Origin of the sequence: Desulfonauticus submarinus, from assembly GCF_900104045.1 — a bacterium.
Lineage (GTDB): Bacteria > Desulfobacterota > Desulfovibrionia > Desulfovibrionales > Desulfonatronovibrionaceae > Desulfonauticus > Desulfonauticus submarinus.
Genome location: NZ_FNIN01000001.1, coordinates 24,165 through 45,950, shown reverse-complemented (window position 1 = coordinate 45,950; position 21,786 = coordinate 24,165). Strand labels below are relative to the sequence as shown.

The 21,786-nt window shown below is 30.6% G+C and carries 26 protein-coding genes; 13 read left to right on the top strand and 13 right to left on the bottom strand.

Annotation, left to right across the window (positions count from 1 at the left end; genetic code table 11):
• The first annotated feature begins 207 nt into the window (after positions 1–207).
• The gene (locus BLP60_RS00240) at positions 208–420 is read left to right on the top strand and encodes a twin-arginine translocase TatA/TatE family subunit (RefSeq protein ID WP_092061593.1); all 213 of its coding nucleotides are present in this window, start codon (positions 208–210) and stop codon (positions 418–420) included.
• A gap of 84 nt (positions 421–504) precedes the next feature.
• On the opposite strand, the gene BLP60_RS00235 is transcribed toward BLP60_RS00240, so the two are convergent.
• From BLP60_RS00235 to BLP60_RS00185, 11 genes are all read right to left on the bottom strand, one after another.
• Positions 505–912 carry a DUF3617 domain-containing protein gene (locus tag BLP60_RS00235; protein ID WP_159427658.1) on the bottom strand — a complete coding sequence of 136 codons (408 nt, stop codon included), beginning with the start codon at positions 910–912 and terminating at the stop codon, positions 505–507.
• A gap of 34 nt (positions 913–946) precedes the next feature.
• Positions 947–3,559 carry a cytochrome c3 family protein gene (locus tag BLP60_RS00230; RefSeq protein WP_092061587.1) on the bottom strand — a complete coding sequence of 871 codons (2,613 nt, stop codon included), beginning with the start codon at positions 3,557–3,559 and terminating at the stop codon, positions 947–949.
• Positions 3,560–3,561: 2 nt separating this feature from the next.
• Positions 3,562–4,602, bottom strand: a complete 1,041-nt coding sequence (locus BLP60_RS00225) for a hypothetical protein (protein WP_092061584.1) — start codon at positions 4,600–4,602, stop codon at positions 3,562–3,564.
• A 61-nt stretch (positions 4,603–4,663) separates the two neighbouring features.
• Positions 4,664–5,185: a nitroreductase family protein gene (locus tag BLP60_RS00220; RefSeq protein WP_092061581.1), complete on the bottom strand. Its 522-nt coding sequence runs from the start codon at positions 5,183–5,185 to the stop codon at positions 4,664–4,666.
• Between the two features lie 17 nt (positions 5,186–5,202).
• Entirely contained in the window at positions 5,203–5,778 is a 576-nt protein-coding gene (gene pal, locus BLP60_RS00215; RefSeq protein ID WP_092061578.1) for a peptidoglycan-associated lipoprotein Pal, read from the bottom strand.
• 37 nt (positions 5,779–5,815) lie between these two features.
• Positions 5,816–7,138 carry a PD40 domain-containing protein gene (locus BLP60_RS00210; protein ID WP_092061575.1) on the bottom strand — a complete coding sequence of 441 codons (1,323 nt, stop codon included), beginning with the start codon at positions 7,136–7,138 and terminating at the stop codon, positions 5,816–5,818.
• Positions 7,135–7,707 (bottom strand): cell envelope integrity protein TolA, encoded by a 573-nt coding sequence (gene tolA, locus BLP60_RS00205; protein WP_159427657.1) that lies wholly within the window; start codon positions 7,705–7,707, stop codon positions 7,135–7,137. The genes BLP60_RS00210 and tolA overlap by 4 nt, the downstream gene beginning before the upstream one ends.
• Before the next feature lie 128 nt (positions 7,708–7,835).
• Entirely contained in the window at positions 7,836–8,237 is a 402-nt protein-coding gene (gene tolR / locus BLP60_RS00200) for a protein TolR (RefSeq protein WP_092061567.1), read from the bottom strand.
• A gap of 4 nt (positions 8,238–8,241) precedes the next feature.
• A complete protein-coding gene (locus BLP60_RS00195; RefSeq protein ID WP_092061564.1) occupies positions 8,242–8,949 on the bottom strand; it encodes a MotA/TolQ/ExbB proton channel family protein in 708 nt (235 codons plus the stop codon).
• Between the two features lies 1 nt (position 8,950).
• A complete protein-coding gene (locus BLP60_RS00190) occupies positions 8,951–9,703 on the bottom strand; it encodes an NAD-dependent deacylase (RefSeq protein WP_092061561.1) in 753 nt (250 codons plus the stop codon).
• Between the two features lie 63 nt (positions 9,704–9,766).
• The gene (locus tag BLP60_RS00185) at positions 9,767–10,426 is read right to left on the bottom strand and encodes a histidinol phosphate phosphatase domain-containing protein (RefSeq protein ID WP_092061558.1); all 660 of its coding nucleotides are present in this window, start codon (positions 10,424–10,426) and stop codon (positions 9,767–9,769) included.
• A 315-nt stretch (positions 10,427–10,741) separates the two neighbouring features.
• Here BLP60_RS00185 and BLP60_RS00180 point away from each other — a divergent pair, with 315 nt between their 5' ends.
• The 4 genes from BLP60_RS00180 (at position 10,742) to BLP60_RS10710 (ending at position 13,807) form a co-directional block, all read left to right on the top strand.
• A complete protein-coding gene (locus BLP60_RS00180) occupies positions 10,742–11,341 on the top strand; it encodes a D-glycero-alpha-D-manno-heptose-1,7-bisphosphate 7-phosphatase (RefSeq protein WP_092061555.1) in 600 nt (199 codons plus the stop codon).
• Entirely contained in the window at positions 11,338–12,366 is a 1,029-nt protein-coding gene (locus tag BLP60_RS00175; RefSeq protein WP_092061552.1) for a glycosyltransferase family 9 protein, read from the top strand. Before BLP60_RS00180 ends, BLP60_RS00175 begins: the two co-directional genes overlap by 4 nt.
• A 647-nt stretch (positions 12,367–13,013) precedes the next feature.
• A complete protein-coding gene (locus tag BLP60_RS10715; protein WP_289626247.1) occupies positions 13,014–13,385 on the top strand; it encodes a prepilin-type N-terminal cleavage/methylation domain-containing protein in 372 nt (123 codons plus the stop codon).
• 53 nt (positions 13,386–13,438) lie between these two features.
• On the top strand, positions 13,439–13,807 hold the full coding sequence (locus BLP60_RS10710) for a prepilin-type N-terminal cleavage/methylation domain-containing protein (RefSeq protein WP_289626246.1): 369 nt from the start codon (positions 13,439–13,441) through the stop codon (positions 13,805–13,807).
• Positions 13,808–13,838: 31 nt separating this feature from the next.
• Here the strand turns inward: BLP60_RS10710 and BLP60_RS00160 are convergent, their stop codons facing one another.
• Together BLP60_RS00160 and BLP60_RS00155 are read right to left on the bottom strand one after the other, a co-directional pair.
• Positions 13,839–14,177, bottom strand: a complete 339-nt coding sequence (locus BLP60_RS00160; protein WP_092061549.1) for a type II toxin-antitoxin system PemK/MazF family toxin — start codon at positions 14,175–14,177, stop codon at positions 13,839–13,841.
• On the bottom strand, positions 14,162–14,404 hold the full coding sequence (locus BLP60_RS00155) for a ribbon-helix-helix domain-containing protein (protein ID WP_092061547.1): 243 nt from the start codon (positions 14,402–14,404) through the stop codon (positions 14,162–14,164). Before BLP60_RS00155 ends, BLP60_RS00160 begins: the two co-directional genes overlap by 16 nt.
• Positions 14,405–14,637: 233 nt before the next feature.
• Here BLP60_RS00155 and icd point away from each other — a divergent pair, with 233 nt between their 5' ends.
• From icd to BLP60_RS00115, 8 genes are read left to right on the top strand one after another with little or no spacing between them, the layout of a single operon-like run.
• Entirely contained in the window at positions 14,638–15,792 is a 1,155-nt protein-coding gene (icd, locus tag BLP60_RS00150) for an NADP-dependent isocitrate dehydrogenase (RefSeq protein WP_092061544.1), read from the top strand.
• Positions 15,789–16,379 (top strand): HD domain-containing protein, encoded by a 591-nt coding sequence (locus tag BLP60_RS00145; protein WP_092061541.1) that lies wholly within the window; start codon positions 15,789–15,791, stop codon positions 16,377–16,379. Before icd ends, BLP60_RS00145 begins: the two co-directional genes overlap by 4 nt.
• Positions 16,345–17,241, top strand: coding sequence for a D-alanine--D-alanine ligase family protein (locus BLP60_RS00140; protein WP_092061538.1), 897 nt, complete (start codon positions 16,345–16,347; stop codon positions 17,239–17,241). The genes BLP60_RS00145 and BLP60_RS00140 overlap by 35 nt, the downstream gene beginning before the upstream one ends.
• Positions 17,225–18,493 (top strand): 3-deoxy-D-manno-octulosonic acid transferase, encoded by a 1,269-nt coding sequence (locus tag BLP60_RS00135; protein ID WP_159427656.1) that lies wholly within the window; start codon positions 17,225–17,227, stop codon positions 18,491–18,493. The genes BLP60_RS00140 and BLP60_RS00135 overlap by 17 nt, the downstream gene beginning before the upstream one ends.
• Positions 18,447–19,220, top strand: coding sequence for a 3-deoxy-manno-octulosonate cytidylyltransferase (gene kdsB / locus BLP60_RS00130; protein ID WP_092061532.1), 774 nt, complete (start codon positions 18,447–18,449; stop codon positions 19,218–19,220). Before BLP60_RS00135 ends, kdsB begins: the two co-directional genes overlap by 47 nt.
• Positions 19,198–20,316 carry a glutamine-hydrolyzing carbamoyl-phosphate synthase small subunit gene (carA, locus tag BLP60_RS00125; protein WP_092061530.1) on the top strand — a complete coding sequence of 373 codons (1,119 nt, stop codon included), beginning with the start codon at positions 19,198–19,200 and terminating at the stop codon, positions 20,314–20,316. The genes kdsB and carA overlap by 23 nt, the downstream gene beginning before the upstream one ends.
• 3 nt (positions 20,317–20,319) lie before the next feature.
• Positions 20,320–21,117 (top strand): tetratricopeptide repeat protein, encoded by a 798-nt coding sequence (locus BLP60_RS00120; protein WP_092061528.1) that lies wholly within the window; start codon positions 20,320–20,322, stop codon positions 21,115–21,117.
• A gap of 28 nt (positions 21,118–21,145) precedes the next feature.
• Positions 21,146–21,679: a hypothetical protein gene (locus BLP60_RS00115; RefSeq protein WP_092061525.1), complete on the top strand. Its 534-nt coding sequence runs from the start codon at positions 21,146–21,148 to the stop codon at positions 21,677–21,679.
• The last annotated feature ends 107 nt before the right edge of the window (positions 21,680–21,786 follow it).

Genomic DNA, 21,786 nt, shown 5'->3' with positions numbered 1-21,786 from the left:
CTTAATCTAGCCATAATAAGAAAATCTATCTCCAGTCTTCTAAAATAGTTAATGTTTTAAAAAAATGATCCCTTATAAATTCAAAAATCAAATTAAATAAAAGAACCATTGTATAATTCTAGGCTTTTCTTGACCACAGTCATACGTAGGTGTATAGACTTTAAAACAAGTTAAGACTTATTGGGAAAAGTAACTAAGGAGGAGAACATGTTTGGCATTGGTATTCCAGAACTTATCATTATTTTAGTTATTGTGCTTATAATATTCGGAGCAAATAAATTGCCAGAAATTGGAGCGGGCATGGGAAAAGCAATTAAAAATTTTAAAAAAGCAACTTCTGAACCAGATGAGATAGAAGTCTCTCCTCCCAAAGAATCTGTTACTTCTAAAGAACAAGAAAAAGAAAATTCTAAACAATAATATTTTCTATGATAAAGATAAATAAAAACAGGGCTAGGGGCTTAAAAGCCTAGCCCTGTTTTTATCTCTATATTTTTAAAAAATTTACTCACACTTTCCAATCCACTTACCACTTACCTCAGTAGTAAAAGACATACCTCCATATTGCGTCACATATTTACCATTTAAAGTATCTCCACTATAAGTAATTTCACTAGTCATTGTCATTTTTACTCCGTTGTCATCACACTCCATTTTCCAATGTACTGTATTGCCAGAGACAGATTGATCGGTTATTTTACAATGTTCATTTTTCTTTTCTATACCTTGCTTAGGTATATAGTTATCTTTTGTTAAACAAACAGTATAACTACCACTAGGCATACTAAAAGGAAGACCTTTAGCTATTACCTTTGTCTTAATTTTCCACTGCCCTTCTTTTAAATCAGGACCTGATGAACCACATCCTATTAACAATCCCAACATACAACACACTGCCAACAATTTTTTCATTATTTTAAACCTCCTTAACTTATTTACATTTTTCTCAATGATGTGCATCTTCTTCCATATCTACTTTATGGCACACTTTACAATTATTCTTTGCCCCAATACTAACCCTCATCTTCTGGTATTGAATAGGTTGAATATTATCTCTATCTTTACCATAAGCATTCATAGCAGGGTAAATAGCATGAGGAGAATTATGACAAGAAGCGCACATAAGTCCCTCTGTTGCGTCTAATGAATTTCTGTATAGTTCCCCTCCATCCTTAGTCCACATATTAAAGCTAGATCTACCTACATGTTTTGCATCGTTATGGCAACTCTCACATGTTGGCTCATTTTCCCAGGGTACTCTAGCTACAATTTGCTTAAAATTACTTACCGTTCGAGGAGTTAACGGTGTAATCAATTTTTGTACAGGTTTACCTTTTTTCAATTCATACTTTAACAAACTCAAAGCATGATCCTCAATATATCCATGACAATCTATACAACTTAACCCCCTTGCCTGATGCACTCCCCGTAAACAACCTGTTGGTCCTGTTGCAGAAGCTGGATGACACATAGAACAAGCATCTGCTCCTCTCCCACTTAAATAACTAGCATGCCAGCCATGCAATGCAGCAGACATACTTGGAATTCCTGGCTTACCTTTAGCACCTACAACAGGATCAGGATGACATGACTGACATAAAACAGGCCGTCCTTTTTTGGCATTTTCCAATAAGTTTGTTCTATTTATTCTATCATGAACCTTTAACACATCTTCTGCTGTAATATCTGAAATACCAGCAACTCCTCCCACTTTCCAAGGACCTCCATGACAATTTTTACAACCCATTTCAGTAGAAGTAGGAAGAACTGCCTTTGTAGAGGCCAAAACTTTTCCTGTAAGATTATCTACAGCCTCAACACTAACTAAAGGATAGGGATTAAACCCACCACTCTCTGGATAAGGAACTACAGGAATCAAATCAGCAACGAATAAATTTTTCTCTTCTTCTAATTTCATCTTTCCAAAAACCCTATTCCCAGACAAGCCAACCCCAGGTTTTAAATCTTTGCCAAAAATACTTTTAATATTAGCCCACAATTTAATCTTATTTTCTGGATGCAAAAAATCCTTTTCTACTTTATAGCAAATAGTAATACCTTCTGTTATTATTTCTGGAGTTTCTCCCCTTTTTAATAACTGAGCATACAGATCATTTGCTGGAGGCAAGATAACCCAAAAAGAAGAACAGTCTGAAATACAATGCATTCCCATATTATTCCATGCCAAAAGAACATACTCATCTTTCTCAATATTAAAAGTAGGCATACTAAATTTGAGATTAGGTGGGGTATAAGAAATAGTATCTAAACCTTTCTTTCCTTGTAACTCGTAAATAATATATTTTGCCAGCGCTTGTTTTTCTTTTGCAGTGCCAACAAAAGGTGGCATATATTTTAGAATTTTTCCTTGTCCTGAAAGTTGAGCTTCTAGACCTCTTACATCATATTTTTTTGTTAATCGTAAAATATCCCGTAACCAACCTCCTATAGAGTGACATGATAAACATTCTAAATTAAAAATCTCTTTTCCAGCCTTAAGCTCATTTTCAGGAACAATCTCTTTAATTCTACTCCACTTAGCTACTTTTAATAAACCTTTTTCATTTATTTTTTGAACTTGTTCTGGCTTGATAGAATTAGAGTACATATAGTTATAGATAACAAAAGGTTTCCTTGCCCCCTCTCTTAAAAATTCAAAAGAACCAAAATATAAAATACCAAAAATTAAAAGAATAAATGAAATTAGTCTTTTAAAATTTATATCTAATTTTAACAGCATGAATAAACCTAAAAACATTAAAACTGGCGTTAAATAAATAAAAGTTTTTAAATACACCTGATAAAAAGGAGTCATCTTAAATATATACGTTTTAATCAAAGGAGATAAAATATTATAATACCATAATCCAAAGAAAAAAGTCAAAATTAAACAAATGTTAAGATATTTTACATAAAATTTTATAATAGCATTTCTATCTTTTTCATCTTTTATAAAACATGCTGTAACCAATCCAAACAAGGCAGCCACAGAAAAAGCTAAAAAGGTTCTAAAAAATAATGAAGGTAAAAAAGAAGGGTTAAAATAACCATCCCAGACATTACCAGTCACAATCCATTTACCAGGGGTTAACATAAAATCAATAATGCCTGTAATAATAAACAAAGACCCCCAGGCAAAGGCAAAATAAAGCCACCCAATAATAGTATGATTTTTAGGGCTTAAACGTTCAAACCCATAATAATAAAGTAATAAAGCAACTATTTCTCCTAAAAAGAACAACCACTCTATAGCCCAGAGAAACACAAAATTATGGATTAAAACAGATGTTGCTTGAGGTTGAATAAGGGAAATATTAAACCATATACCAACTCCAGTTACTCCACCAGCAACCATACTAACTAAAAGAAAAAATAATGAATGTTTTTTAAGATATTCTAATAGTCCTTTAGAATTTAAAGACCTTGCTTTCTGTTCTGTTAAAACAAGAAATAAACCACCTCCTACTGCAAAATGAGCAATATATACATGAAAAATTGCCAAAAGAGCAATAGTAAGCCCTCCACCCCAAAAAGTTAGTTCCCAAACTGGATATTGCATGACTACACCTCTCTATTTGGCTTGAGGTATAAACGAATCATATAACCAATAAGACCTAAGGTTAAAACAAAGAACAAAATAAATAAAATAAAAGGTAAATAGTTGGTTTTTAAGGGTAAAGATGCTGGATTAAAATATTCCTTTAAATATTCTCTCCTCACCCAATCCCGCACTAAAACCATACAAGTTATCAATAAAAATACAGAAGTTATTGTTGGTTTCAATTGTTTTCTTTTGGAAAAAAACAATGCAAAAAAGATCAAAACCATAGCTAAACTAAAGAATAAAGTTGCCCAAATATTTTTTCCTAAAAACGAAAGCATCACTCGTTCTGGCAAAGATACAATAAACCACAATCCAACAAAAAGTTGAACAATGGTTGCATTAAAAAACCACCTCAATCCCTTTTCTACAATCTCTTTATTGTGTTTTTTAAAAGACGCGTAAAAACTTAAGCTCAAACCTCCAATTGCTACAGAAGCAATTAAAAAATGAAAATATCTGGGAAATAAAGTGGGATCTTTTAAATGCAAAATACTACCTATTTTATTTTTACTAAAAACATACCAATCTGTTGGATTTAACATTAAAGTCATATTGTTCACAAATAAGAAGGCTACAAATAAAACACAAATTAAAACTAGGAACAATATTACCTTTCTATTTGATATAGATAAGGTACTAAATTTAAAATCATAGTAATATGTTAGATAATAAGTTAGTATTAAAATAAAAATTATACTAATCCAAAAATTACCCATTAACACTGAGGATGTATATAAAAATTGACCATATAAAACTTGTAAAAATAATAATGGAGCAACTCCAAAATTAATTGTAAAAGCCAAAAAAGTCGGCATTTTAGTCCTTGTAAAGTTAGGTACAGACAGATACGACTTACTTTCCTCACTAAGAGTAATAATAAGCCAACCAACAAAAATATTCATTACAATTAAATGTAAAATAAAGGTTAAAATAAGAAAAAATTGAAACCACCCAAAAGAAACCTGGAGAAAATCTGGCGTGGGGATAAGACTAGCCATTTTCCCCTCCTTTAAAGTTAGGGGTTAATAAGACTTATTAAAAATTTACTTTATTTAACACTTAATACCCTTCATCCCAGGTATTATAATGAACATTATTAATATCAAATCTGTCCTCAGGTTCTTTATATTCATCTGGATAACCTATTGGTATTAAGGCCACAGGAACTACATAATCTGGCAACTTAAAAAGTTTCTTAAACCCATCTACCCGTTCTGGTACTGGATATATACCAGTCCATACTGCTCCTAAACCAATGGCATGGGCAGCTAAAAGTAGATTTTGAATAGCAGCACTAATATCTTGGACCCAAAAATTAGAATTTTTAACTTTATGTAGATTAGCACAAACCAAAATATTTAAAGGAGCCTCTGGAGACATTGCAGCATATGGATTGAGTTTAGGAACTTTTTTAAGCAACTCTTCTGCATCTACAATAATAAAGTGCCATGGTTGTGCATTATCTGCAGAAGGAGCAGCCATTGCTGCTCGCAATAATTTTTCTAACATATCTCTAGAAATAGGAGTCTTTTTAAACTTGCGAATACTTCTTCTCGTAAGAATTGCTTCTAATGCTTCCATATATTATCCTCTTATCCTCATTGTTCAATAATTTTAAATTCATCTCTTCTATTTTTTGCCCAAGCAGTTTCATTATGTGCTGGATCTAAAGGATATTCTTCTCCATAACTTACAATTTGCATTCTATTGGCATTAATACCTAACAAGATAAGAAATTCATAAGCAGCTCTAGCTCGTTTCTCTCCCAAAGCCAGATTATATTCCTCTGTACCTCTTTCATCACAATGACCTTCTATAACTATTTTCAACTTTGGATACATTTTCAAAATTTTTGCCTTTTCTTGTAAAATTTTTCGTGCTTCTGGCTTTAATTCATAAGAATCAAAATCAAAATAAATTCTCTCTCCAAGAACCTTTTTTACATCTATTTTTTCCTTTACATTATTTTGCTGTAAATTCTGTGCTTTTAACTTTACTTTCTGCTCCTTACTTTCTCTTAAGGCTTCTAATCCTTTATACTTTTGTTGCTGTTCTACCTTTTGTTTAACTTCTGAAGATTGATGAGGAGCTGCTATTTTCTTTTTGGCACAACTTACCAAAAAACATAAAGAACAAACTACTATTACACCTAAAATAAATTTACTTATTTTCATAAATTCCTCCTCAAATTTTTATTCTAAAATTTAAAAGCTAATGTGCTTTGACCCAACTCCAAGCAGGTGAAAAAACTTCTATTCCTTTTGTTGGGATCAAATAAGGACCATCTCCATTAATAGTTGTATAATAAAGTTTATACTTCCCATCTCTATTAGAAACAAAAACAACAAAATAACCATCTAAAGACACAAAAGGTTCTTCGTCATTACCAGGGCCAAAAGTAATTTGTTTTTCTATATCATATAGTAAATCATAAACAAAAATTCTATGTCCTGTTGGCGTAAGCCTACTAAACACCACCAGTCTACCATCAGGACTTATCACAGCACTAGTATTATATTTGCCATCATAGGTAATTCTCTTAATCTCTTCTCCATTTTTTTGCCACAAAAAAATATGAGGATTTCCTAACCTAGAAGAAGTAAACACCATTTTATCTCCTTGTTTATCAAAAAAAGGAGAAATATCAATACCCCAATGCTCTACCAATGTTTTTTTGATTTTAAAATTTTTGTCCAAAAGATAAATATCAGGATTTCCATTTAAGTCTAAACTTACAGCAATATCTCCAAAAGGAGTAAAAACAGGAGATATACATGTATTTCCAGGAAGCTTTTTATAATTTATCTTTTGAGTATCAAGATCAAAAACACCTAATTTATGGCGTCTATCTTGAATCACAGAAAAAACAATCTTTCTTCCATCAAAAGACCAACAAGGACTTACAGCAATACCCTTAACTTCAAACAATCTTTTCAAGCCAAACCCATCAGCAAAAACTTGATAAATAGAACTGCTATTTTTACTCTTACTGACAAATACAATTGGATTTTTAAAAAATGCATCTTTTCCTATAAACTGTTTTAATAATGCCGCACTAAATTGTCTTACAACCAACTCTATTTGTTGACTATTCTCAAGCTCAAATGCTTGGCCTAAAAACATTTTTCTTTGAAAAACATCAAAGGCTCTAAGCTCTACCCTACCTAAAGTATTTTCTTTGAAATTAATTCCTATTGTAATAAGAATATCTACTTGAGATAAAAAAAACTTTTTTAAGTCCAATTTTGGTAAATCTATATATTGTATTTTCCCTTTATCTAAAACATTTTCCTTTTTTACTATATTTAAAAAAGGAAACAATTTTAACTTACTAATAAAACTTAACTTTAACTTTGCAATCTCATTAGAAATAACACCAGACTTGTTCAAAATAACAGGATCTGCCACAAAAATATTAACCTTATGCTGAGCTGGTCCATAAATAGATATCTTTAAAGATTTAGCATAAACATTATTAAAAATGAACAAATAAAAACAAAACAAATAAAAAATAAAATTCTTTCTTTTTATCATCTTTTAGGTTCCTCTGAATCAAAAATAATTTCTATATCATTTTTTTCAATTCCCTGTGGAGGAGGAGGTAAAGTAGAAGTTAAATAAATGGCCTTTAAAGCTGTTTCATCAAAAAACTTATTCCCAGAAGTCTTTTTTATTTCTGCATGCAAAATTTTTCCTGTTTTATCAATTTTTATTGCAACTACTGTAATAAGATGCTCTCCTAATTTAAAAAAAGGCATTCTCCAATTCTGTTTTATTTTTATAGAACAAATAAAAACGTATTCATCTTCTACATTTTTACCCACTATTCCAGTATTATTACCATAATATCCAATCTCTTTCTCCAAATTCTTAATTTCCTTAGCTGCAATATTTACCTGTTGACTTGTTTTAACTTCTTTTTCAAGAGAAGAAATTATGCCTTTAATATCAACTTCTTCAGCTTTTCTTTTATTTGTAGCATTTTTATCTAAATGTCTGTTATTTTTTTTTATTCTTTTATCTGCAATTTTTATAATCTTATCTTTAACTACTTTTTTAGTATTTTTTGAAGTATTTAAAGACCTTTTTTTGGCTACCCGCACCTCAACCAACTGTACTTTATAAACAGAATATTTTATATTCTTGTTTAAATTAAATTCCAAATGACTGGAAAGTGAAAAAAATAAAAAGATATGCACTATTAGCGAAAAAATAAAGAATAAAAAACCCATTACTTATCTTCTTTTTGAACAATAACGCCAAGTTTATCTATTCCCGCAGATTTTACTCTACTCATTACATCTATTACTACCCCATAGGAAACATCTTTATCAGCTTTTAAAAAAATCATTTTTTTATTCTTAGCATGTTTTTTTAAAAAATCTTCTAACTCATCTAATGACACTTTATAAGTATCCACAAAAATTAAACCATCTTTTTTTAAGCTCACAACTACATTATCAGTTTCTTCAGGCAATGTGCTTACTGTTTTCGCTTTTGGCAAATTAACTTCTACTCCTTGCGTCATCATTGGGGCCGTAACCATAAAAATAATAAGCAAAACAAGCATTACATCAACAAAAGGAGTCACATTAATTTCTGAAAGAAAAGAAGTATTTTCTTCTATCTTCATCTCATTATTCTCCTTCTTTTTCCTTAAAAAATATTAAATTCCTTTGAACAAGATTTAAAAACATATTGCCAAGTATATCAAAATCCTTATCCACATCCTGGAGTTTGGTTAAAAAATAATTATAAGCCATAGTAGCAGGTATAGCCACAGCTAGACCAATTGCGGTTGCTATAAGCGCCTCTGAAATACCAGGAGCAACTGTGGCCAAAGAGGCACTCTTTTGTAAACCAATAGAATGAAAAGAATGCATAATTCCCCACACTGTACCAAACAAACCAATAAAAGGAGCCGCATTAGAACAAGTAGCTAAAAAAGGAATTGTCTTTTTTAAATTTGATAATTCAATCTGTCTTCCATTTATAAGCGCTCTTTTTAAATTTTCTTCTAAAATTTTTAATTTAAGATTTAAAGGTAAAGAAGTTTGTTCTATCCTTTTTAATTCTTTAAACGCAACATATATCACTCTCGCACAAGCTTTTTTTCTATACGCATTTAATTTTACTTCCAATCCTTTTAACCCAACTATCTCGTCTTCAAAATAACGCGCAAAATTTTTATTATCTCTTTTAGTAATAAAGAAAATATATAACTTATTAAAAATAATAGACCAACTAAAAATCGACATAAGAACTAATAAAATCAAAACAATTTTCACTGCTAATGTAGAATTAGCCACCAGAGTAAGAGCTGCATTTGATGTAAAAATATCCATTTTAATTTTTCCCTCCTATTTTAGAAACGATTAAAGGTAAAACTTCTTCTGCACCTCGATTAAACCTTATATCTGAAACAGACTCATATGCTGTTTCTCCCAAATTTATTTCTATAATTTTACCACTATTCTGTTTAACTATTGTAGGTAAAGTGTTTGCTGGAGCAACCTCTCCAGAAGTTCCAATAATTAACATTAAATCAGCTTTAGAACAATGCTCTTGACTAGAAAATAAAGCACTTGGAGGTATTTGTTCTCCAAAAAAAACTATATCTGGCCGTACAATAGAACCACAATCAGTACACATCCAGGGAATATTTTCTCTTGTCAGCTTTTTAAGGTTTTCTAAAGAATAATTTTTACCACAATCATTACAATAAAATTTTGTACATCCACCATGAAACTCTATAACATTTTTAGACCCAGCTCTTTGATGAAGACCATCTATGTTTTGAGTAATAATACACTTTAAAACACCTCTTCTTTCCAATTCTGCCAAAGATAAATGCGCAGGATTTGGTTCGGCTTTATTAAACATAAAGACTGCTTCTAACAAAAACTCCCACACACCTTTTGGATTGTGCTGTAATGCCCAGTCCGAACATACCTGCCACGGGTCAAAATGAGACCATAATCCACCAGGGCTTCTAAAATCTGGGATACCGCTTGGTACAGAAATGCCCGCTCCAGTAAAAGCTACTACATATTTAGCTTCTTTTATCCATTGTGCAGCTTTATTAATCTTTTCGTCCATATTTAGATTCCTTAAATTCCTATACTTTCAAAGACATTAAAGTTCAGTTTTAACCTCTTTCTCCTAAATTTTCTTCTTTAACATTTTTTGCATTAACTCTTCTGCGTTCCTCTCTATAAAATCTAAATCTTTTTTAGAAAGACCACATCCAACCCCTATCTTTTCTCTCATTTCCTTAGAAACTAAGTCACTTGGCGCATGCGCATCATTATTTATGAGCAATTTTGCTCCATATTTTAAGGCTAATTTAGCCACATGTCCATTAGTAAGAGAGTGTCCTTTGCGCGTAGTAATTTCTAAATAAACTTTGTTTTCTTTAGCCAACTTCACCTCTTCTTCTGTAATAAGACCAGGATGCGCTAAAATATCTACTCCAGCCTCTATAGCGGCCAAATTTGTTCCTCTAGCAACTGGCTCTACAATGGTTTCCCCATGCACTACTACATATTCTGCCCCAAATTTTCTTGCCAAAAAAACGCTTTCTCCTAACAAACTAGGAGGAACATGAGTAAGTTCAACTCCAATAAAAACTTCTATATCCATATGACAACTATACTGTTCTTTTAAAGGTAAAAGACTTTTTATAATAAATTCTAAATTAGAAAGATCCGCATGATCGCTAATTCCTATCCCCTTATAGCCTACTACTTTTGCCCTTCGAATCAACTCGGCTGGAATTAATTCCCCATCACTAAATGTTGTATGAGTATGAAAATCTATCATTTTGCCCCCTAAAATTTTTACCCCAAAATATTAAACTTTTCCTTTATCCATATAGTTGAAATCATACTTTATCAAGATACAAACTTTAAAGGTAAAATTTAGCCCATAGCTTGCCCAACCTAACATCGTAACTCATTCTTGAATCACATTATTGTTAAATTTGTGTTTTCAAATAAAAACAATTAGTTGAAATTATTAAGTTAAAAAAAGTTTAAAAAACTAAAGAGTTAATCTATTAAAATTTTTAACATTTAAGTTTAATCTTGTATTCATTAAAAAAATGAAATAAAAATCTTTTTAACGGATTAGAGAACAATGAACAACCGATCTCAAATCAAAAATATTCTCTTAGATAGAGATGGAACTATTATTTATGAGAAACACTATCTACATAATCCTGAAGATGTAGAATTTCTTCCCCATGTCATCTCGACTTTAAAACAAATGACTGATAAACAACTTAAATTATTCTTAATTACAAACCAAAGCGGAATAGGAAGAGGATATTTTTCTTTAAAAGATTATTATTTAGTAGAATCAAAAATAGATGAAATTTTAGCCAAACATCAAATAAAATTTCAGGAATATTTATTTTGTCCTCATTCTCCAAATGATAATTGTAATTGTAGAAAACCTAAAATAGGATTATGGGAAAAAATAAAAGATAAATATAACTTAGATACAAATAAAACTATAATGATAGGAGATAAAATATGTGATATAAAATTTGGATATAACGCAAAACTTAGCTTGAATATTCTTTTGCTTACAGGTCATGGGAAAAAAGAAGCTTTAAAATATAATTTTGCTTTAACTTCAAATTATACTCTAACTAAATTTAATGACAAAAAACTTATCATTGCTAAAGACTTATATTTTGCTTGGCAAGCTCTTTTAGATATTAAATTAGTATGATGAGTAAAAATTATATTATTATTAGATTTAGCTCTCTTGGAGATACTATTTTAACTACAGGCCTAATCGAATACTTGGGACGCATAGAAAATAAAAAAACCATCATAGTTACCAAAAAAAATTTTGCTCCCATTTTTTTTCACAATCCTTTCATAGAAAAAATTTATACTTTAGAAACTAGTTCTATTTTTGAATTATTTAATTTATTTAAAACAATAAAAAGAAAATATAAAAATATACCTATTTTAGACTTACACGTAAATTTAAGATCATCTTTTTTATCTTTACTCTGGCAAGGCAAGGTATATAGGTATTCTAAGTTAAGTCTTCAAAGAAGAATTTTTCTTTTATCAAAAGGAAAAATAAAATTTAAAGCATTAAACTACAGTGTTCCAGAAAGATATGCTTTAACTTATTTTGCATTAAACAATATTCCTAAAAAAATTTTTCTTGTTCCCAAAATATATCTTACACAAAAAGAAAAAATTAAAGCTCAAAAAATATTAAAAAAATTACATCTAAAATCAAATAATTTTGTGGCAATACATCCTTATGCATCTTTTAAAACAAAAACATGGCCCCAAAACTATTGGCTAGAATATATAGATTATATTGAAAAAAAACATATCCCTTATATTATTTTAGGAAGAGAAAAACAAATTCTGCCAGTTTACAATTCTTATAATCTTACTAATAAAACAACTCTTCGAGAAACCCTGGCACTTTTAAATGAAGCTAAGATAGTATTAAGCACAGATTCTGGTCCAATGCATATGGCTTGGGCTTTAAATAAACCTTTAATTTGTCTTTTTGGACCAAGCGTGCCTGAATGGGGATTTTTCCCTTATGGAGAAAATGTTCATATTTTTCAAGAACGTAATATTAAGTGTCGTCCTTGTTCGTTGCATGGCACATCTACTTGCTCTTATAATTTGCAATGTCTAAAAAAAATATCTCCTTTTTTAATTTCCGAGGCTACTTATACTCTATATCATAAAAAAGATAAAGATGAAGATAAAATATAAAAAATAAAAATAGATTATTTTTTACATCCTTTTAGATATAAGAAGTGTTTTTAAATCGCCTGTTAATACTTTTTTAAACAAAACAACACACCTATCTTTTTTCTTTTAGTTCTCTTCTCTTTATTTTAACAGTACTACACTTTAACAACACTACGCAGTTATAATAGTTCCTTAAACTAAAATTTAATTTAAAATTTATTTAAATTTAATTTATCTATAAAATATATTTAAACAATTCCATTCCATATCAAAATAAAATATTATAGATCAATTATTAAAATATTAAAAACTAAGCTATAAACTCTAAAAGTCTAAAGTTCTTAATTACCTACTTATCTGTTCTACATAATATCAAGTTAAACAAAATCAATATATACAACAACCAACTCACACTTTCACACTTTAGTATTCACTTAAAAGCATACTATCTTTTTATAAAAAGTTACAAAAAGATAGTTTCAAATTTTAAAAATAAAAAAATATTAATAAAAGACCTCGTCTTTTGACATTTTTTGTTCATAAAAAGACAAAAAATGTCCATTTCTTAAAATTAAAAAAATACTTTTAGCTTTTCTATTGACATTTCTTCCTGGCATAGTATTTGAAGAGCCCAGTTTAAACAAACTATTTTAAAAGGAGGTTTTTGTATGAACAAAGAAAAAGGTTTTACCCTAATCGAACTCTTAATCGTTGTAGCCATCATTGGTATTTTGGCTGCAATCGCAATTCCACAATTTGCTAAGTACAAAAAAAGAGCAGCTGAATCTGGAGGAGAAGGTGCTCTTACAAGTTGTATCACCGAATTAGCAGCAGCTTATACAGATAACGGTACCACCCAGTGGCCTTGTGCAGTAGGTAATGGCACAACAACTCTTTATATGGATGATGATACTGGTTTAGTATGGTTTGATAACGCTCACACAGATAATAACGGAACTTTTACTATTAAAAACATTACTGTAGACTGTCAAATTGATCATGCTCAAAATAGTAATAAAGTTGGTTGTACAGCACAATAAGAATTAAACTATAAAAAAGGGGGGAGTTTTCCCCCTTTTTTTATTAAAAAATTATGTTTAAAAAGACTCAAATTAAAAAAGGATTTACCTTAATAGAAATATTAATAGTAGTTGCTATTATAGGAATTTTAGCAGCAATAGCTATTCCTCAATATGCCAAATATAAAAAAACATCTCTACAAACAGTTATAGAAGCACAACTTACCGAATGTGCCAACATTTTAGGCGCTAGGTACGCTGAAAACGGAACCAAAAACTATAATTGTCAAGTTTTTAATAATACTGTTTCTCTTGTGTTAGATGATACCTCAGGACAAATTACAGTAGCAGGAAGAGGACAAATTATCTACCGAGAAAACGTGTTTAATTGTTCTATTACCACTGTAAATCATAGCTCAAAAACTGTTTGTACCCCTCAATAATATTTTCTTTCCTTCTTTATTACCTTCAAAGTTAACCGCCAATTATTTCATTTAATCCATCTATAATTAATTCGAGCTCTTCAGAAGAAACACTTGAAATTTTACCTCTAATTCTTTTGACAGATAATGTCCGAATTTGGCTTATCTTAACCCATGATTTTTTGGGGAGTTGTGTCTCTGAAAGCTCAAAAGTTAAGGGAAAGCCTGCTTTTTGAGGTTGACTTGTGATTGCCATAGCTATCACAGTGCCCGACTTTTCATTAAAAATATCGTGGCTTAAAATAAGAACAGGACGAAAGCCTCCCTGCTCGCTTCCTATTACAGAATTTAAGTCAGCCCAACAAATATCTCCTCTTAATATTTTGGCCATTCTTCTATCTCCATTGAAAATCCCTCTTCTGCCATACTTTCTTCAAACCCAGGATCAAGTTTAGCACACTCCTTAGCTAACCTAGTTCTTTTTAGTCTCTCTAATTTTTCCTTCACAGCTTCTTGAATAGCTTTGCTTCTATTTGGAAATAAATTTGATTTTACTAATAAATCAACTTCTTTAACCAACTCCTTATCAAGTGTAATTGCAATTTTTGAAACTGGCATTTTTATCACCTCCAAGTATGATAATATGTCATACCCAATTTTATTTCAAGTATTTTTTCTATATTAACACACATATTTACATTTTTATGCAACTTACACCACTAATAAAAAATTGGGAAAAACAAGACTAACAAAATCTAAACAAAAACACTGTTTTCTTTTAAACGCTATCAACAAATTATTTGACCTTTAATTTTTATATTTTTAATCTTTTATTCAAAACTTTTAGGGAGGTGAAGGTGGAAACTGTTTATTTTATTGCTGGTGATGGTATTGGCCCAGAAGTAATGACTGTGGCTATAAAAGTAATTAAAGAAGCATTAAAAATTCATAATTTTGAAAAAAAAATTAAATGGCAAGAACTTTTAGCAGGAGAAAAAGCTTTTCAACAAACAGGTAGTTATTTACCAGAAGAAACTCTTAAAATTCTTAAACAAGCCCGTTTTGCAGTAAAAGGCCCTCTTACCACTCCTATTGGCAAAGGATTTAGAAGTTTAAATGTAACTTTAAGGCAAACTTTTGACCTTTATGCCTGTATTAGACCTATCCGCTACTTTCAAGGAATATCTAGCCCTGTAAAACACCCAGAAAAGGTAAATATGATTATTTTTAGAGAAAACACAGAAGACGTATATGCAGGAATAGAGTGGCCTGCCAACTCAAACGAAGCCAAAAAAATAATTTCTTTTTTAGAAAAAGAATTTCAAATCAATTTAAATCCTAGTGCTGGAATCGGGTTAAAGCCAATGACAGAACAAGGCTCTAAAAGACTCATAAAAAAAGCTATTGAATATGCTCTAATTCATAATAAAAAATCTATAACCCTTGTACACAAAGGAAATATAATGAAATACACAGAAGGTGCATTTAGAGACTGGGGATATAAACTAGCAAAACAAGAATTTTCCAACAGCATAATTACAGAACAAGAAGCAAAACAAGGGAAACAAGGAATTATATTAAAAGACAGAATTGCTGATGCAATGTTTCAAGAAGTCTTATTGCGGCCTGAAGAATATGATGTAATTGCCACTACTAACTTAAATGGAGACTATCTGTCTGATGCTTTAGCCGCTCAAGTAGGCGGACTGGGAATCGCTCCTGGAGTGAACATGGGAGACTCGCTTGCCTTATATGAACCAACACATGGCACTGCTCCTTCTATTGCTGGCCAAGATAAAGCAAACCCTTGTAGTATGATTCTAAGTATGGCTATGATGTTAGAACATATGGGTTTTAAACAAGTTGCCCAGCATATTGAAAAAGCTATAGAAAAAACAATTTTACAAAAAACTGTTACCATAGATCTAGCTTCCCAAATGAAAGAGGCAAAGGTTGTTGGTTGCAAGGAATTTGGAGATAGAGTAATAGCTAATTTAGAACAATGAGAACACTGCCCAATTTTCCTTTACAGTCAGGTTGGAAAATACCAACAGAAAATGAGTGCAAAAAAATCTGGTCTATTTATAAAATGCCAGAACATATTCAAAAGCACTCCCTTTTGGTTGGGAATTTAGCCAAAGAAATTATAAAACTAGGCAAAAACAAGCTTTCCCTTATTAATGAGCATCTTGCTTATGCATCTGGCCTTTTGCATGATATAGGCAAAAACTATACTATCAAGCATGGTGGAGCACACAGCCAGCTAGGAGCAAGCATTGTGCTTTCTCATTTTTTAAACCCAGCTCTAGCTCAGGCAGTGCTTCATCATGTTTATTGGCCTTATGAAGTAAACATAAAGAAACACTTTTTGCCGCTTTTAATTATTTATAGTGATAAACGCGCTAAACATGACAAACTAGTTTCCATAGAAGAACGCTTTGAAGACCTATTTATTCGCTACGGAACTAGCCAGCAAAAAATTGAACTAATTAAAAAATCTAAAATACAGGCATTAGCAATAGAACAACAACTCAGTGATTTATTGGAGGTAAATTTAAGTGCGTATTCTTTTAATTGCTGGCGGATGGTCTAGTGAAAAAGAAGTCTCTTTAGCAGGAGCAAAAGAAATCAAAAAATCACTTTTGTCTTTAGGACATGAGGTAACCCTATTTAATCTCACTCCTAATTTAAATGAGCTTATAAAATACGCTAAAAATCATGACTTTGCCTTTATCAACTTACACGGGAGTCCAGGAGAAGATGGGACAATTCAAGCACTTTTAGAAGACCTAAAAATCCCCTATCAGGGCTCTAGACCATTTCCTTCGTTTTTATGCTTAAATAAACTATTCTTTAAACAAATTCTTTTAAATCACAACTTACCTACTCCTAAATGGACATTATATAAAAAAGATTTAGAACATTTTTCCTTTCCTAGCGAGTTCCCACTTATCATAAAACCAAATTTAGGAGGTTCTAGTGTAGGTATAAAAATAATAAAAAACCAACAAGAATTTTTGAACCTAAAACTAAATCCAGAAACTGAGTATCTCATAGAAGAATTTATTCAAGGAACAGAGCTTACTTGTGGGGTTCTAGGTCAGGAAGCCCTCCCTCCAGTACTTATAAAACCCAATAAATCTTTCTTTTTTGACTACACCAGCAAATACGAACCAAATGGTGCAGAAGAAATTTGCCCTGCTCCTATTGAAAATAGCTTAACCCAGACTTTACAGGAATTAGCTCTTAAGGTACATACTCTTTTTGGATTAAGCGATTATAGTCGTACAGATTTTATGTTAGATAAAAAAGGAAATATCTATATCCTTGAAGTAAATACCCTTCCTGGAATGACACCAACAAGCCTTCTTCCTAAAGAAGCACAGGCAATAGGTTTAAATTTTTCTCAATTAATCAAGCGTCTATTGGAGCTTGGGCTTGAAAAAAATAAATAAGTTAACTTCCAATAAAACTTTTAAAAACTCTTTTTTTTTGTCGTGTTACAATCTTCTATGGTTTCCCCTTCTTTTTACAACACCATTTATTCCTAAAATTAAAACAGGTTTAAAACAAAGACTAAGCCTTATTCCTTTTCCTAAAGCAGATATTCTTATTCAAGCTGCTTCAGTAGGAGAAGCCTACTTAGCCATACTTTTGGCTAAAAAAATACAAAAAATAAATCCATCTATTAAAATTCTTGTAAGCACACATACTGCTCAAGGTATAGAAGTATTAAAAAAAGCAAATATAAAAACAGTATTTTTCCCTTTTGATTTTTTACCGTTAATAAAAAAATTTTTAAATAATGTTGCTCCTAAAATAACAATTGTTTTAGAAACCGAAATCTGGCCAAACTTTTATTTTGAATGTAAAAAGAAAAATATTCCTTTAATCATTATAAATGGAAGAATGAGTAGAAAAACTTTTACTCATTATCTTATTTTAAAAAACTTTATTAGCCCTCCAGATGCTATTTTGGCTATTTCAGAAGATGACGCTAAAAGATTTAAATTTATATTCCAAGATTCTGAAGTGAAAATAATGCCTAATTTAAAATTTGAAAACATAAACCCTAAAGGCCCAATACCATATATAAAAAATCCATTAAATTCTATTATTTCTCCTAATTTAAAGTTGATTGTATTTGGTTCAATACGTTTAGCAGAGCAAGATGATATTTTATGGGTAATTAAACATTACAAAAATAAACATCCTAAAACAGCATTTACTATATTTCCTCGCCATTTAAATAGAATAAATGATCTAGAAAAAAAATTAAAAAAAATGAATTTGCCCTATACTTTAAGAAGCAAATTAAAAAATAAAATAAAACCAGGAAGTATTGTCTTGTGGGATAAAATAGGTGAACTCGTTTTTACCTATGCCTTGGCCCAAAAAGCTTTTGTAGGAGGAAGTTTAGCTCCTTATGGAGGACAAAATTTTTTAGAACCTCTATCTCAGGGTATAAAACCAATTATTGGGCCATATTGGACGAACTTTACCTGGGTAGGAGAAGAAGTATTTAACTTAAATTTAGCAAAAAAAGTAAAAAACAAACAAGAACTTTTAACATGCTTAGAAAATTCTTCTCATTTTAATAGAAATGAAATTTTTCAAAAATTTACAACCTATTTAAAAACCAAAAAAGGAGGCTTAAATTTTGCCATTAACTACATCAATTCCATTTTACGGATTTATCCCTGCTAGATACGCCTCCACCAGATTTCCTGGAAAAGCTTTGGCAGAAATATGTGGTAAGCCTATGTTTTGGCATGTATATACAAGGGCAAAAAAATGTAAATTATTCAAAAAAATCTATCTTGCCACTGATCATCAACTAATTTTTCAAAAAGCCCAAGAACTAAACATACCTGTTATTTTAACATCTTCTACCCATAAAAGCGGAACAGACAGAATTTTAGAAGCAGCGGAAAAATTAGCTCTGCCTTCTGAAAGTGTGATAGCAAATATTCAAGGAGATGAACCGCTTATAAACCCTGAAATGTTAAAAGAACTTCTTGCACCTTTTAAAAATAAAGACATTCAAGTAACTACTCTGGCTAAAAAAATTTCTGAAAAAGATGCAGAAAACCCAAATCAAGTAAAAGTCGTAATAGATAAATATAACTTTGCCCTATTCTTTTCTAGAAGCAAAATCCCCTATCCTAGAAATAAAAGTAATTTATTTTTAGGGCACATAGGATTATATGCCTATAGATATACGGCCTTAAAAAAATTTGCTTGTCTAAAAAGAGGAGAGTTAGAAAGAATTGAGTCTCTAGAGCAACTCAGATTTTTAGAAAATCAAATCCCAATATATATTGTCAAAACCAATTATACAAGTATAGGTGTGGATACACCAGAAGACTTAGAAGAAGTAAAACAAATATTAAAAAAACAGGAGAACATAAATGAAAGCAATGTTGGTTCTTGAAGATGGAACCTTTTTTGAGGGAACTTCTTTCACAGGTCATGGAGAAATAGGTGGAGAGGTTATCTTTAACACAGGAATGACAGGTTATCAAGAAATCCTAACAGATCCGTCTTATCTAGGACAAATTGTATGTATGACCTATCCACATATAGGAAATTATGGGATAAATGATGAAGATATAGAATCAGGTAAAATCCATGTAAGTGCTTTTGTAGTAAAAGAATGTGTAAAAACCCCATCTAATTGGAGAGCTACACAAAGCCTTCCAGATTATTTAAAAGAAAATAATATACTAGGTATTGAAGGTATAGATACTAGAGCTCTTACAAGGCATATAAGAATACATGGTGCTATGAGAGCCATCATTTCAACCAAAGATTTAAATGTAGAAAATCTTAAACAAAAAGCAAAGTCCCTACCACCTATGCAAGGACAGGCACTAGCCTATAAGGTAAGCTGTAATAAACCTTATATTTTTAACAATAAACCGCATGAAGTAGATTTAAAAAACTTTAAATGGCCCAAAAATAGAATCAGGTTAGTAGTATTGGACTTTGGAATAAAATGGAGTATTTTAAGGTTATTAAAAAAATATGAATTTGAACCTCTAATAGTGCCTGCGACTACGTCTTACGAAGAGATTAACTCTTTACAACCTGATGCTATTTTCCTATCAAATGGCCCTGGAGATCCTGAACCTCTAACTGAAGTTATTCAAACTGTAAAAAAATTGAGTGAAAATTATCCTCTTGCAGGTATCTGTCTTGGACATCAAATTTTAGGTCTGGCTTTGGGAGGAAAATGTTTTAAATTAAAATTTGGACATCACGCACTAAATCATCCTGTAAAAGATTTAGCTACAAACAAGATTGAAATATCCTCTCAAAATCATGGTTTTTGTGTGGATATTAGTGAACTTGATTTTTTACAAGCTACTCATATAAACTTAAATGACAACACCTTAGAAGGGTTTAAGCACAAAACAAAACCAATTATTGCTGTCCAACACCATCCAGAAGCAGGTCCTGGGCCGCACGATTGTCAAACTTTTTTTGCTCATTTTAAAAAAATGGTAAAAAAACATATAAAAGGATAACTTATGAGTGCTAGCTTAATCCAAGCAAGACAAAAACTAAACAGTATACAATCTCTGCTAAAACAAAATAAAGTACTAGCAGGTGTTCAAGCTCTCTATGACGGGATTTTAGGCTACATAAAACAACCACTTATGAATAACGAAAAAAAAGAACTAGCTGAACTTATTTCTAAAGACCTATACTATCTTAATCAAAATCCAAAGCTAAGAGAAATTTATCCTGTGTTAATCGAATATAAACCAGGTGAAGAAAAAAAACTTTTAGAAACTTTAAAAGAATTACTAGAAATTCTCCAAGAAGGAGTAACGCAGGTAGCCCAAGAAAAGTTAGCTCAACTTGAAGCCCAAAAGCAAAAAGAATTAGCTAAAGCCAAACAACACCTTGAAGAAAAAAATATCCAAGCTGCTGAAAAAATATATGATCATCTGATAAATAAGTTTCAAAATGACACTAAACTAAAAATAGAAATTAGTGATCAACTTATAGAAGCAGAAGCTTTTGAAAAATCTTTAAAATATCTTAAACTTGCTTATAGAGAAGATCCAGAATCTATTCACATATTCAATAGACTGGGAATTGCCTTACGAAAATTAGGAAGATATAAAGACGCTGAAAAAGCTTATTTACACGCAATAAAAATAGACCCAAATGATGCTTATCTATACTTTAACCTTGCAAGAGTATATTTAGATGCAAAAGACATGGAAAAAGCCAAAAATACAGTTAAAAAAGCTTTAAATTTAAAGCCAGATTTTGATTTAGCTCAAAAAATGCTTAAATTTATAGAAAAAAATATTTAAGTCTAAAATTTAATAGGGAGCTATACAAATGGGTTATGCTCTGAAAATATACCAAGCATTTAAAGATGATAACGAAGAAAAAGCTAAAGTATTAGCAGAAGCCTTTGAAGAATTAGAAAAACGTTATCCTCAACTTACTCAAATGTCCACCAAAGCAGATCTTAATGAAACAGAACTACGACTTATTCAACAAATAGAAGAAACAAGAAAGGAAATAAAGGAAGTTGAACTTAGATTAGTTCAACAAATAGACAATTCTAAAAAAGAAATAAAAGAAACTGAACTAAAATTAGCTAAAGAAATAGAAAATATTAGAAAAGAAATAAAAGAAACTGAACTAAAATTAGCTAAAGAAATAGAAAATATTAGAAAAGAAATAAAAGAAATTGAACTGAGGTTAATTCAACAAATAGAAAACACTAGAAAAGAAATAAAAGAAGTAGAGCTTAACTTATCTAAAGAAATAAAAGCCGTTGAAGTGAGAATGATAAAATGGATGTTCACTTTTTGGACAGGACAGCTAATTGCTTTAATTGGTATCTTAAAATATTTTTTTACATAAAATTTTAAATCAAAAATACTTAAATGCTAAACAAAAAATTAAAACTAACAAAAAACTTTAATAATTGGCAAAATAAAAACCTAAAGCCACAAACTAGATAACAAATA